The sequence below is a fragment of the Williamsia sp. Y853 genome, from assembly GCF_056786495.1.
Genome location: NZ_JBXCJC010000004.1, coordinates 581,231 through 594,192, shown reverse-complemented (window position 1 = coordinate 594,192; position 12,962 = coordinate 581,231). Strand labels below are relative to the sequence as shown.

The following is a 12,962-nucleotide window of genomic DNA, read 5'->3' as shown; positions in this document are numbered from 1 at the left end:
AATACGGCTATCGCAATAATCGACGAGAGGGACCCATCTCATGGACGTGGCACAACTGCGCGCGTTCCTCGCTGTTGCGGACGAGCTCCACTTCGGACGAGCCGCCGCCCGTCTCGACATGGCGCAGCCACCACTGAGCCGGATCATCAAAGGGCTCGAACGGGACCTCGGGACCACCCTGTTCGAGCGCAACACCCGTTCGGTGAAGCTGACCGTCAGCGGTCGGGCACTGATCGAGCCGGCGACCGAGGTCCTCGACGCGGTTCGGCGCGCGAGCGATGCGGTGCGCGGCGCCGACAGCGGAGATGTCGGCCTGGTCCGGATCGCCTTTGCCGGCGTCTCGACCCATCGACTCGTCGCTCGGCTGGCCCGGGAGGTGCGCTCCCGCCGTCCGGGTATCGCGCTGGAGCTCTCCAGCCAGAACTTCGCTCAGCCATCGATGACAAAGCTGCTCGGTGGCGAGACCGACATCAACTTCGGGCGGTGGGATGTCATCCCGGCCGAGGTGTCCGTGCGCGTGGTCATGATCGATTCCTTGGTGGTGGCGGTACCCGACACGCACCGGCTGTCAACAGCTCGTCAGGTCTCGATCGCCGCGCTGGCGCAGGACAACTTCATCTCGTTGCCGCCACACGAGGGATCGGTCCTACCGGATCGGCTGCGCCGCCTGGCCCACGAAGGTGGATTTGTTGTCGCCATCGCACAGATCGCCCCCGACACTCAGACCGCCCTGGCGCTGGTCAGTGCCGAGGTCGGCGTCCATCTGACGCTGGCTTCGGTGGCCAGAAATGTCAACGATCCCCAGGTCGTCTTCATCCCCGTCGCCGATCCCGTACCCGATGTCGATCTGCGGGCCGCCTGGCGCACCGACGATCCCAATCCGGCACTGCAAACGGTTCTCGACGAACTGACCAATGTCGAACGAGCGATCCTTCAGTAGGTCACCGCGGAATCACATCACCGGGGCTGCAGGTAGGCGACGATCGCGTTGGTGATCCCGCGCCGCGCAAGGTCGAGATCTGTGTATGTGCCGAGCTGTTTCTCCGACACGATCCCGCGCATCGCGCCGGGGATGAACGCGGCCACCTCGGCAACCCGGTCGAGATCCACGTCCAGGCCGGCAAAGGCCCGACGGCACGTGTCCAGCCAGGCCTGACCCCACGATTCGAATTCTGCGGCGGTGCGCGGAAACAGGCGTTCGAGCTCGGCGCGGTCACGCGGCAGCGCGGCCCGCAGGTTCTCGATCGCCCGGGAGTCACCGACGGTCAGACCCTCGTACATGTTGTCGACGATGGCGCCGACCCGTACCTGCAGTGACGCGTCGGCGGGCGCACTGACCGGAAGATCGCCCCGACGGTCCGCGATACGTTGCAGAACCGCCGCCCACAGTCCGTCGATGTCGCCGAACTGATATTTGACCGCACCCCAGGTCGCACCGATTTCCTTGGCGATCCGATTGCCTGACACCGCCGCCGGGTCGCCGGTCGCCAGCGTCCGTAATGCGGTGTCCAACATCGATTCTCGGGTGGCCAGGCCGCGTTTGTTGCTGCGCCTGCCGACCACGCCCGATTCGCTCACGTGGGCAACTCTATCTGCTGCACGCGCGAAACCGAGTTTCACCGAAGCCTCTGTTCTTTTTTCACAGACCCCACTACGATTCTGGACAGATCGAGTCGGTCACCGTCGGACGAAGGGATGCCAGATGGCCAGAACGCCACTGTCGATGAAACCCACCGGCTGGTTCCAGGTGGCATGGGCTGCCGAGATCGGGGTCGGCGAAGTCCACCGGATGAAGTACTTCGACACCGAGATGGTCGCGTGGCGATCCGCCACCGGCGAAGTCTCCGTGATGGACGCCTACTGTGAGCATCTCGGCGCGCACCTCGGCTACGGCGGACATGTCGAAGGCGATCGCATCGTCTGCCCATTCCATGGGTGGGAGTGGAACAGCCAGGGCCGCAACGTCTGCATCCCCTACGAGAAGCACCCGAACAAGGGTCGCCGCATCCGAACCTATCCGGTGGCCGAACTCAACGAATCGATCTTCATCTGGCACGACGTCGACGGTGCCGAACCATATTTCGATGTACCCGACGTCCTGGCGGGATTCGACGACAACTGCACTGCCGCAGACTATTACCCGTCGTATCCGCAGGCAACGCTCTATCGGCCCGACTTGGAGTTGCATCCGCAGTACGTCATGGAGAACGGGGTGGACTTCGCACACTTCAAGTTCGTCCACAAGGTCCCGTTCATGCCCGACATCACCCGGCACGACTTTCGCGAGCCGACGTCCTATGTCGACTTCACCATCGCCTTCGACGAGAACACCAAGGCAGAAGACGTCAACAGCGGAGTACAGGCGATCAATGCCGGACTGGGGGTCGCCGCCACAAAAAGCTGGGGCATGATCGACAATCGCACACTCACCGCCGTGACACCCGTCGACGAACTCACCTCAGACATTCGTTTCAGCGTCTGGATCGGCCGGAAGCCGAACGACCAACGCACCGAGATCCCGTCCGGGGCAAAGTTTCTCGCCGATGCGGTCATCGAGCAGTTTGTCGCCGACATCAACATCTGGTCACATCAGCGCTACTCCGACCCACCAGCCCTGTCCCGGGGCGAATACGAGGGCTTCACGCAATTGCGGCAATGGGCCACGCAGTTCTACCCGACGAAAGGACTTCACCGATGAGCACCACAGAGGCCGACCGCATCCGCGTATTCCAGGTGGCGACGGGCAACGTCGGCACCGAGATGATCAAGCGCATCGGCAACCATCCAGATCTCGAATTGGTCGGATTGCACTGCTACACACCGGAGAAGATCGGGCGCGATGCAGGCGAGCTCGCCGGGCTCGACCCCAACGGGGTGACTGCCACCGGAACCGTCGAGGAGATACTCGCTGCCCGGCCGGACGTACTCACCTTCCACGGGGTCTTCCCCGACGAAGCGCTTTATGAAAAGGTCCTCGAAGCCGGGATCAACATCGTCACGACCGCAGACTGGATCACCGGGCACCATCGCAACCAGAACCACCCACACCCGTCGGGCCGAAAAGTATCCGAGGTTTTGCAGGATGCCTGTCTGCGTGGGGGTTCGACGTTCTACGGCACCGGGATGAATCCCGGTCTCAACCAGATCCTCGCGGTGGCACACAGCGCCGATGTGTCGGAGATCGAGAACGTCACCGTGATCGAATCGGTGGACGTCTCCTGCCACCACTCGGTCGACACCTGGAAAGAGGTCGGTTACGGTGTCTCGGTCGATGACCCGAGCATCCCGGGCTCCCTCGAGAAATACACCCGCGTCTTCGCCGACAGCGTGTACCTGATGGCCGACTGCTTCGGCCTCGAACTCGACGACGTGACGTTCTCCTACGAACTCGGCGCCTGCACCAAGGACATCGACCTCGGCTGGTATCAACTACCCAAGGGTTCGTTGGGCGCCAACTACATCAAGTACCAGGGTCTGGTCGACGGGGTACCCCGCATCGAATCGCACCTCGAATGGCAGATGACCCCGTACACCAGTCCGTCCTGGGACATCAAGGGCTGCTACATCACCCAGATCTCGGGCGACCCGAACATCTACAGCAAACACATGATCTTCCCCAAACCCGGTGTCAAACTGGACAATCCGGAAGACTTCGCATCAATCGGCATGACCGTCACCGGGCTTCCGGCACTCAACGCGATCAGAAGTGTCGTCGATGCCAAGCCCGGCATTCTCACCAGCGCCGACATGCCGTTGCGCGGGTTCGCCGGCCGCTTCAAGATCTGACCCTTTCCCCTCGCCGTTCGCAAACGAGAGGTTAACGGTCAGAGCCTTAATCGCAGCATAAAGGTGGATTCGCTTAGTTGCGCTTCACATTCACGCCGGAACGGCTATCGTTTATTTTCAAGGATGGCGTTCAACAAATGGCACATGCCCGGCGCATGGGAAATGGGCGTATGGCCACCACCAGTGAAGAAGTTGCCACAAGTTCATCGCGAATGAGTCTTCCCACCCTGACCGCAATGGTCGTGGGGTCGATGATCGGCGCCGGGGTGTTCTCGCTGCCCGCCCGGTTCGGTGGTTCCGCCGGAGCGTTGGCCGCGATCATCGCATGGATCATCGCCGGAGCCGGAATGTTGACCCTGGCACTGGTTTTCCAGCATCTCGCGGTTCGAAAACCGGACCTCAACGCGGGTGTGTTCTCCTACGCCAAGGCCGGATTCGGCGACTACGTCGGATTCAATTCCGGGTTCGGGTACTGGGCGAGTGCCTGTGCGGGCAACGCCTTCTACTGGGTGTTCATCATGACCACGATCGGCCAGGCCTGGCCGGCGCTGGGTAAAGGTGACACCGTCCTCGCCGCGGTGTTGTCGACAATCGGGATCTGGGTGTTTGCGGCGCTGATAGCGCGTGGGGTGAAGGATGCAGCGGTCATCAACCGCATCGTCACCGTTGCAAAAATTGTGCCGATCCTGGTGTTCATCGTGCTGGCCGCCCTCGCCCTGGACACCGGTGTCTTCTACGACAACTTCTGGGGTACTGACGAGTTCTCGGTGTCCGCGGTGGTCGAACAGGTCAAGGACACCATGGTGATCACGGTATTCGTGTTTCTCGGCATCGAAGGCGCCAGCGTCTATTCACGATACGCCCGCCGACGCGAAGACGTCGGCCGGGCAACGGTGTTGGGATTTGTCAGCGTCCTGTGCGTCTTCGCATCAGTGACTCTGCTGTCGTACGGTGTGTTGCCCCGCGAGGAGATCGCCGACCTGCGCCAACCCTCGATGGCACCACTCCTCGCAGACATCGTCGGCGACTGGGGCAGCGCATTCATCAGCGTCGGTGTGGTGGTCTCCGTTCTCGGCGCATATCTCGCGTGGACCCTGATGGCTGCCGAGGTGCTGTTCATACCCGCCGAGGATCAGGACATGCCGCGCTTTCTGCGCCGCAAGAATGGTGCCGGAGCACCGATCGCAGCGTTGTTGCTCACGTCTGTGATGGTGCAGGCGCTGATTGTTGTGGTGCTGTTCTCCGACGACGCGCTCAACTTCTTACTCGACCTGTGTACAAGCTTGTCGCTGATCCCCTATTTCCTCGCGGCGGCCTACGCACTCAAGATCGCGATCGACCGAAAACCCGGCGCCACAATCGAAAAGCGGCCGCTGATCATCGCGGTCCTGGCAACCATCTACACCCTGTTCCTCATCGTCGCCGCCGGCCCCGAGTTCCTGCTGCTCTCGTGCATCGTTTACGCGCCGGGCACAGCTCTCTACATCAAGTCTCGCCGCGAGGCCGGTGAGCGCACCTTCACACTCCCAGAGATGGTTCTCTGCGGCGTGCTCTTCACCGGAGCCATCGCCGGAATCATCGGCCTGGCAATGGGATACATCACCATCTGACCTGCATCCGGCCAGTGATCAGTTTGCTCGACCCAGCGCGAAAGGACAACGATGACCAGCAGTTCAGGTTCCTCGCCCGCCACCACGTACGGCGTTCATTCCGAAGTCGGCCGCCTTCGCAAGGTGATGGTGTGCGCCCCAGGCCTCGCACACCGCCGCCTGACTCCCACGAACAGCGACGACCTGTTGTTCGACGACGTGATGTGGGTGGAAAACGCGCAGCGCGACCACGCCGACTTCGTCAACAAGCTCACCGGGCGCGGTGTCGATGTGGTCGAGTTGCACGACGCGCTGGCCGAGACGATGCGCACCCCCGGTGCCCGAGATTGGTTGCTGGACAGAAAGATCGTTCCCAACCGAGTCGGGCTCGGTCTGGTCGACGACACCCGCGGGTACCTGGAAACCCTTGAGCCCCGGCACCTTGCCGAAGTACTGATCGGCGGCCTGTCCACCGCGGACCTACCCGACGACTTCCGCTCCGGGTACGTCAGTCTGGCCCGCGAATCGGCCGGTCCCCGTGACTATTTGATGCCACCGCTACCAAACACTCTGTACACGAGGGATACCACCTGCTGGTTGTACGGAGGGGTGACCCTCAATCCCCTCTACTGGCCGGCCCGCAAAGACGAAACACTCATCTACAAGGCGATCTACGACTTCCATCCCGACTTCGTCGGTTCCACCGTGTGGTGGGGTGATCCTGACACCGAGTGGGGCCAGGCAACATTCGAGGGTGGCGACATCATGCCGGTTGGTAACGGTGTCGTTCTGATGGGGATGAGTGAACGTACGTCGCGGCAGGCGATCACACAGGTCGCCGCGGCATTGTTTGCCCAAGGTGCCGCCGAACGGATCATCGTGGCAGGTATGCCCAAACTGCGGGCGGCGATGCATCTCGACACCGTCTTCACCTTCGCCGACCGCGATATCGTAACGCTCTATCCCACGATCATGAATGCGGTGCACACCTTCACCCTCGTGCCCTCGGATACCGCGCCGGGCGTTCATGTCATCGACAACGAGGGTGCGGCATTTGTCGACGTCGTCGCGAAAGCTCTCAATCTGAAGTCTTTGCACGTCATCGAAACCGGCGGCGACGTCTACCAATCCGAACGACAGCAATGGGACAGCGGCAACAATGCGGTCGCACTGGAACCCGGTGTGGTCTTCACATACGACCGCAACACGTTGACCAACACACTGCTCCGTAAAGCCGGGGTCGAGGTCATCACCATCGTCGGAGCCGAACTCGGCCGGGGTCGCGGTGGTGGGCACTGCATGACCTGCCCCATCATTCGAGACGCCGTGGACTACTGAACGCTGCCGATCCCAACCACCTCCCATACGAGCCAGTTCTACGAAGACGAGCCACATATTCGGTATTTGTGGCTCGTCTTCGTATTTCCGGCTCGTTTGCGGAGGCGGATTACCCGATCGCGATGGGCGTCACGGGACTGCCTGTCGCTCCGGGGACGTTCAGTGGCGCGATGGTGAGCAGGAACTCGTAGCACCGATCCTGCGACAACTCCTGCAGCGCAACATGTTCCACCAGGTGTATTCCATGGCGCACCAGCAGAACAAGATGCGATCCCAGGTAGATCCCCTGGTCGAACGGCAACGCCTCTACCGCCGAATTGTCCGCCCCGACCACTGACACATCCAACGCGGCAAGATGATTCGCCAACTCGAGGCCGATACCGGGCTGTGGATGAATGTCGAATCCACCATCTGGATTCATGTAACCCTCGAGCCAACCGGTACGAATCAATACGATGTCGCCCGAACGAAGTTCGACGGACTGACTCGACAACGCCTGCTCGAACTCGGCCACCGTGATGACGTGCCCGGGCTCGAGTGCGGTGACTCCGAGAGTTGCCGCCACATCCACAAGCACCCCACGGCCGACTATGGTGCCGATCTTGTCGATACCGCATCGCGGCGCGCCGATCATCGGTGAGACGTCGTCCGCAGAGAAGCCGTTGTAGAACTTTCGGTCCTCAAATATATGCCCGAGAGCATCGAGATGGGTGGCGGTGTGCGCCGCCATCACAAGCATGTCCTCGTTGGCACCCACACCCTCGACTCCGCCAACCGAGCGATGAAAGGCTTCATCACCCTGCCCCCCGAGTGTCAGACGCTGCGGCGCGCCGCGAAACTCGAAAATCGGAGTTCCGGATCGGTGGATCGGTATACCCAGCGAATAGACCTTGCCCGTTGTCGGCACACTCAGGGCGTTCTTGACAACATCCGGGGTGAGCAAATTGAGCGCTCCACGCTCGTCATCGGCGCCCCAGCGCCCCCAGTTGTTTGCCGTTCCCATCGCACTCCCTGCTTCCTGTGATTACCGAACCTCCAAACGAGCCGATTGGCGGCCTGGTCCTACACAGGCTGACCGATGGTCTTGACCTCGAGGTACTCCTTGAAGCCGAAGTCACCGTTGCGACGACCGAGGCCACTTTGCTTGGTACCGCCGAACGGGCTGGTGATCCCGAAGAACGATTTGCTGTTGACGGTGACACTGCCGGTTCGCAACCGCTGGGCAATTCGTAATGCCCTGTCGTTGTCGGCACTGCTGACCTCACCCGACAATCCGTAGATCGAGTTGTTGGCGATGGCAATTGCCTCGTCGTCGGTGTCATACGGGATCACGGTCAGAACCGGGCCGAAGATCTCCTCCTGCGCCACTTGCGAATCGGGATCGACATCGGCGAGCAGTGTTGGCTCGACGTAGTACCCGGTCTGTAGGTTCTCCGGGATGCCACCGCCGGTGATCACCCTGGCTCCGGAATCGATACCCGACTTGATCAGCCCGAGGACTTTGTTCCGTTGGGTTTCACTGATCTGCGGGCCGTGCATGATGCCCTCTTGCCAGGGGTCACCGATCGGTATGTTCTGCATCGTTGCCGCCAGTATCGCCAGCCCCTCTTCGTATCGGCTACGCGGCAACAGAATACGGCTGGGCAGGATGCAACTCTGTCCCGACATCGCGCATGCCATCACCGCCGCCATCGGCAGACAAGCGGTGAGATCGGCGTCGTCACAGACGATATGAGCGGACTTGCCACCCAGTTCCATCACTGATTTCTTCACCGTCGCGGCGCCGGCGGCGAGAATCGCCCGCCCGGTGGCCGTGGACCCGGTGAACGTGATCATGTCGACCCTCGGGTCGGCCGACAGCGCCGCACCCACCTCATTGGCGTTGGAGACCACCACATTGAACACCCCGGCCGGGATGTCGGTCTCCTCGGCGACGATCCGTCCCAGCTCGCTGCCGGACCACGGTGTCCACTGAGCGGGCTTGAGTACCACGGTGTTCCCGGCCATGAGCGGCGCCACGGACTCGGCGATGTTCAGGTAGAACGGCACATTCCACGGCGTGATCGCACCGACAACACCCACGGGATCGTAGTGGATCAGATGCCGCGCCTGCCCCATCACCGTCTCGTGGACACCGGTGTCCTCGAGGTAGTTGAACGCTCGGCCGTACTCGGCCCAGTGCTTGACCTCGGCGATCGGGGCATCGACCTGGCTGCCGGTCATGCCGATCGGGCAACCCACCTCGGTCACCACGATCCGGCGGATCCGTTCTTTGTTGCGTTCGAGCGCCTCGTGAAGCTGCGTGAGACAGTGGTACCGGAATTCCACATCCCGGGACCAGTCGGTTTCGTCAAATGCCCGACGTGCAGCACCAACGGCCCGCTCCATGTCCGCGACGGTGCCATCCGTCGCCTGGCCTGCCACCTGCTCGGACCCCGGATGGATCACGTCGAAAAGTGCACCACTTGCGGTGTACTCCAACTTCCCATCGATCAGCATCCGTTGATCACCGGCAAGCAATCCGGTTTCGACCTGAACGTCCGTCATCGTTATCTCCCTGCAGCAGAACATGTCCGGGTGCCATGGGTTACCGATCGCATGGCAGCATCGCCGGTTACGGTACTCCGATCACCACCGCGCTGGGGCCGGAATGTCCATTTCCAGTGGACGTTCATAGGATAGGTCGGTTCGATCACGCGTACCCACGAGGTAGCCCTTCTCGACAAAAAAGGACGATCCGAGCACACGCGCATCACCAAGGAACATCGCCTCCACCGTCGAACGACGAATTGCGATGCGCCACTCTCCGTCTCGGCGCTCCAGTCGGTCGAGGTAACGACCACTGATGAACTGCGCGGTCTTTCCGTCAAGCCCGACCAGGACCACAAGGACATAACTCTCGGCATGCGCGGTGTCGCCGTCGATCTCACACGAGTGCGTTGTGATGTTGTGCGTGTGAACCTTCGACGTCTCGGCATGTACCTTGTTTGCCCACTCCCCGTACTCGGGGCCCTGATTGGACGCGTTTCCGTGTTCGTCGACCGCATCCTGGTGATAGGCCGCGGTGATCAGGTCGACGTCATGACGATCGCATCCGCGCGCGTGTCGCGCGATGCAGTCCAGGATCGCGGCCCGATCCTTGAGGTACAGAACATCTGCCTGCAACTGCTCCAGAGTGGTTTCGAGCGTCGACATGTCTCTCCGTTTCGCAATGCTTCTCCGCGTGTGCGGACCTGTTACGGGTACTCGGCCCCAATCGGCTGCGACCAAGCCCACAGCCACTATACAGTCGTACAGCGGGCGACGGGTGCGAAAATGAACAAGACTCAACGAAGTAAGGAACTCCGAACATGCCACCATCGGCTCGGCGCGTAGGCGCAGAAACGTCGAAGACCAGGGACGTAATACTCGACACCGTCGAGAAGATCATGGTCACCGACGGTTATCCGAGCGTCACGTACCGGGTGCTGGCGGCGAAGGCCGGCGTGACACCGAGCCTCGTCCAGTACTACTTCCCCACTCTCGACGACATCTTCCTCGCCGCCCTTCGCCGGCGCACCGAGGAGAACGCCCAGCGCCTCACTGCAGCACTGAAGGCCCGCCCCGACGAGCCACTGCACGTCATGTGGGAGTTCAGCTGGGCCGAAGCCAAGGGGGCACTGGTCACCGAGTTCATGGCACTTGGCAACCACCGTCCGAAAATCGGCGCCGAGATCGCCCAGGTCACCGCGCAGATACGCCAGATCCAGCTCGACACCTTGGCTGCAGACTCCGCCACCACCGGCACCGCAGACTTGCCGCTCTCCCCTGGAGGTCTCACGGTCCTGATCTCCGGCATTCCGAAATTGCTGAACCTCGAAAAGGGTGTGGGCATCACCGACGCCCACGCAGATGTCGTGGCGTCCTTCGAGACATTCATCGACTCGATCGAACCGCCGAAGTCACCGCGCCCCCGGAAACGGTCGACTCGTACCCGCAGCTGACCCGCGGCCCCGGACTCCCACGGGACCTAGACGCCTGCAGGCCCGGGCGCACCATGCATGTACAGCGTTTGACCCGAACAGAAGCTTGCTGCATCGGAGGCGAAAAACAAAACGCCGTAACCGATTTCATCTGGTTCACCCAGCCGGCCGAGCCCATTGGTCCCCGCCACCGAGTCCGGGTCGAGGTTGTATTTCGCGAGCTCATCGGTCAGTGTCGGCGCTCGGACCGCGCCGACCGCGATGGCGTTGACACGAATTCCCTTGCCTGCCCATGCCGCTGCCATCGAGCCGGTCAGGTTGTTGACCGCCGCTTTCGCTGCGGCATAGGGTGCTGCCTGCGGCATCGACAGCAGGCTCGCCCCCGACGAGATGTTGACGATCGCCCCTTTGCCCTGCTCGATCATGTGAACAGAAGCCGCCCGCGACAGATTCCAGACGCTGCCCAGGTTGAGGGCAAAGACGTCACCGAACTCCTCCTCGGTCCACCTCTTGATCGACTTCGTCTGCGCACCACCGGCACTGTTGACCAGGATGTCCACCCGACCGAACTCGGCCACCGTCCGATCCACGAGCTCCTGACATCCGGTCGCGGTACTGACATCCGCCGGTACCGCCAGCGCGCGGCGTCCCAGCGCGTCGATCTCCTTCGCTGTCGACTCCAGCGGATCAGGGCGACGGCCGGCGAGCACAACATCCGCGCCATGTTCGGCAAGTACCAGCGCGGCACCGCGCCCGATACCGGTACCACCACCTGTCACCAGCGCGACGCGCCCTTCGAGTGAGAATCGATCATTCATTTCACTGCCCCTTTGTTCGATGCGCTGCCATACTGAGCGTCCAACAGCCGAAACCACACGTGCTCCAGTCGAATTCGACGATGCAACAGCAGTTCCGACGAAGTAGGACCGTTCGCTGTACGAGCGTATAGCAGTTGATCTATGCTCGCTCACGAAACCCAAATCAAGGAGTGTTTCGTGAGCGATGTGTATTACGACCCGTGGAATGTCGAGATCGATATCGATCCTTATCCGACCTACCGACGACTGCGCGATGAGTCGCCTCTCTACTACAACGAACGACACGACTTCTGGGGCCTGAGCCGGTACGCCGACATCGACGCGACGTTGCGGGATCCGCAGCGGTTCAGTTCTGCAAAGGGCGACATCCTCGAAGTGGTCAAGGCCGACCCGGTGATGCCGCCAGGTGTGTTCATCAACGAGGACCCACCCCTGCACACCATTCATCGCAAGATCGTGGGCCGGGCTTTCACACCCCGGAAGATGAAGATGATCGAGGACAAGGTCCGCGCATTCTGCAACGCCTGCCTCGACCCCCTGGTCGGCGCCGATCGCTTCGACTTCGTACTCGACCTGGGCGCGGAACTGCCGATGCGAACCATCGGGATGCTCGTCGGTATCCCCGATGCGGACCAGCCGAGTGTGCGCGCCGAGGCAAACCGCGTGTTGCGCAACAAACCCGGCGAGCCGCTACCGGTGAAGAAGGACCACTACTTCGACGGTGACATGTTCACCGACTACGTCGACTGGCGGATCAAGAACCCTTCCGACGACCTCATCACCGAATTGCTGAGCGTGGAGTTCGAAGACGACACCGGCGCCACCCGGAGGCTCCGGAAGGACGAACTTCTCATCTTCCTGGCCGTCATCGCAGGCGCCGGGGTCGAGACAACCGGTCGACTGTTCGGCTGGATGGGCAAGGTGCTGGCCGAGCACCCCGATCAGCGCAAGGAGCTGGCCCAGGACCACTCCCTCATCCCGGGCGCCATCGATGAACTCCTTCGCTTCGAGCCCCCGGGACCCCACGTCGCCCGATACGTGACCGAAGATGTTGAACTCCACGGACAGACGGTTCCGGCCGGCAGCGCGTTGCTGCTCATGCTGGCCTCGGCAAACCGCGACGAACGCACCTTCGACAACCCGGACCGATTCGACATCCACCGGCAACCCGGTTCGCTCTTGAGCTTTGCCAAGGGTGCGCACTTCTGCCTCGGCGCCCCACTCGCTCGTCTCGAAGGCCGCGTTGCACTCGAAGAGGTCCTGAACCGGTTCCCGGAGTGGGACATCGACCTGGCTCAAGCTCGACGAGCCCGCAGCTCCACCGTGCGCGGCTGGGATTCGATGCCGGCGATCATCGGCCGATGAACATCTGGAAATTCATGTGGCGCACGGTACTCTCGCCGCCACAGTCGCTCACCGCAACGGGCTCGGCCATCACCATTCTCACGTGCCCGGCATTCTCCCTGTGC

12 protein-coding genes are annotated in these 12,962 nt (G+C 61.9%); 7 read left to right on the top strand and 5 right to left on the bottom strand.

Annotation, left to right across the window (positions count from 1 at the left end; translation table 11 throughout):
- Window positions 1–40: 40 nt before the first annotated feature.
- Complete coding sequence (locus tag AC1TPF_RS23340; protein WP_482140381.1) at window positions 41–940, top strand: LysR substrate-binding domain-containing protein; 900 nt, start codon at window positions 41–43, stop codon at window positions 938–940.
- A 17-nt stretch (window positions 941–957) separates the two neighbouring features.
- Here the strand turns inward: AC1TPF_RS23340 and AC1TPF_RS23335 are convergent, their stop codons facing one another.
- The gene (locus AC1TPF_RS23335) at window positions 958–1,515 is read right to left on the bottom strand and encodes a TetR/AcrR family transcriptional regulator (RefSeq protein ID WP_482145565.1); all 558 of its coding nucleotides are present in this window, start codon (window positions 1,513–1,515) and stop codon (window positions 958–960) included.
- A 187-nt stretch (window positions 1,516–1,702) separates the two neighbouring features.
- Here AC1TPF_RS23335 and AC1TPF_RS23330 point away from each other — a divergent pair, with 187 nt between their 5' ends.
- The 4 genes from AC1TPF_RS23330 to AC1TPF_RS23315 all read left to right on the top strand — a co-directional run bounded on the left by AC1TPF_RS23330 (window position 1,703) and on the right by AC1TPF_RS23315 (window position 6,713).
- Window positions 1,703–2,698 carry a Rieske 2Fe-2S domain-containing protein gene (locus AC1TPF_RS23330; RefSeq protein WP_482140383.1) on the top strand — a complete coding sequence of 332 codons (996 nt, stop codon included), beginning with the start codon at window positions 1,703–1,705 and terminating at the stop codon, window positions 2,696–2,698.
- Window positions 2,695–3,786 carry an NAD(P)H-dependent amine dehydrogenase family protein gene (locus AC1TPF_RS23325; RefSeq protein WP_482140385.1) on the top strand — a complete coding sequence of 364 codons (1,092 nt, stop codon included), beginning with the start codon at window positions 2,695–2,697 and terminating at the stop codon, window positions 3,784–3,786. The genes AC1TPF_RS23330 and AC1TPF_RS23325 overlap by 4 nt, the downstream gene beginning before the upstream one ends.
- A 170-nt stretch (window positions 3,787–3,956) precedes the next feature.
- Window positions 3,957–5,396, top strand: coding sequence for a basic amino acid/polyamine antiporter (locus AC1TPF_RS23320; protein WP_482140387.1), 1,440 nt, complete (start codon window positions 3,957–3,959; stop codon window positions 5,394–5,396).
- 51 nt (window positions 5,397–5,447) lie between these two features.
- The gene (locus tag AC1TPF_RS23315; RefSeq protein WP_482140389.1) at window positions 5,448–6,713 is read left to right on the top strand and encodes an arginine deiminase; all 1,266 of its coding nucleotides are present in this window, start codon (window positions 5,448–5,450) and stop codon (window positions 6,711–6,713) included.
- A 109-nt stretch (window positions 6,714–6,822) separates the two neighbouring features.
- On the opposite strand, the gene AC1TPF_RS23310 is transcribed toward AC1TPF_RS23315, so the two are convergent.
- The 3 genes from AC1TPF_RS23310 to AC1TPF_RS23300 form a co-directional block, all read right to left on the bottom strand.
- The gene (locus AC1TPF_RS23310) at window positions 6,823–7,716 is read right to left on the bottom strand and encodes a cyclase family protein (RefSeq protein ID WP_482140391.1); all 894 of its coding nucleotides are present in this window, start codon (window positions 7,714–7,716) and stop codon (window positions 6,823–6,825) included.
- A 59-nt stretch (window positions 7,717–7,775) separates the two neighbouring features.
- Complete coding sequence (locus AC1TPF_RS23305) at window positions 7,776–9,260, bottom strand: aldehyde dehydrogenase family protein (RefSeq protein ID WP_482140393.1); 1,485 nt, start codon at window positions 9,258–9,260, stop codon at window positions 7,776–7,778.
- A gap of 81 nt (window positions 9,261–9,341) precedes the next feature.
- Entirely contained in the window at window positions 9,342–9,908 is a 567-nt protein-coding gene (locus tag AC1TPF_RS23300) for a nuclear transport factor 2 family protein (protein ID WP_482140394.1), read from the bottom strand.
- 155 nt (window positions 9,909–10,063) lie between these two features.
- Here AC1TPF_RS23300 and AC1TPF_RS23295 point away from each other — a divergent pair, with 155 nt between their 5' ends.
- On the top strand, window positions 10,064–10,696 hold the full coding sequence (locus tag AC1TPF_RS23295; RefSeq protein WP_482140396.1) for a TetR/AcrR family transcriptional regulator: 633 nt from the start codon (window positions 10,064–10,066) through the stop codon (window positions 10,694–10,696).
- A 26-nt stretch (window positions 10,697–10,722) separates the two neighbouring features.
- On the opposite strand, the gene AC1TPF_RS23290 is transcribed toward AC1TPF_RS23295, so the two are convergent.
- On the bottom strand, window positions 10,723–11,493 hold the full coding sequence (locus AC1TPF_RS23290) for an SDR family NAD(P)-dependent oxidoreductase (RefSeq protein WP_482145424.1): 771 nt from the start codon (window positions 11,491–11,493) through the stop codon (window positions 10,723–10,725).
- A 177-nt stretch (window positions 11,494–11,670) separates the two neighbouring features.
- Here AC1TPF_RS23290 and AC1TPF_RS23285 point away from each other — a divergent pair, with 177 nt between their 5' ends.
- The gene (locus AC1TPF_RS23285; protein ID WP_482145423.1) at window positions 11,671–12,858 is read left to right on the top strand and encodes a cytochrome P450; all 1,188 of its coding nucleotides are present in this window, start codon (window positions 11,671–11,673) and stop codon (window positions 12,856–12,858) included.
- Window positions 12,859–12,962 lie beyond the last annotated feature (104 nt).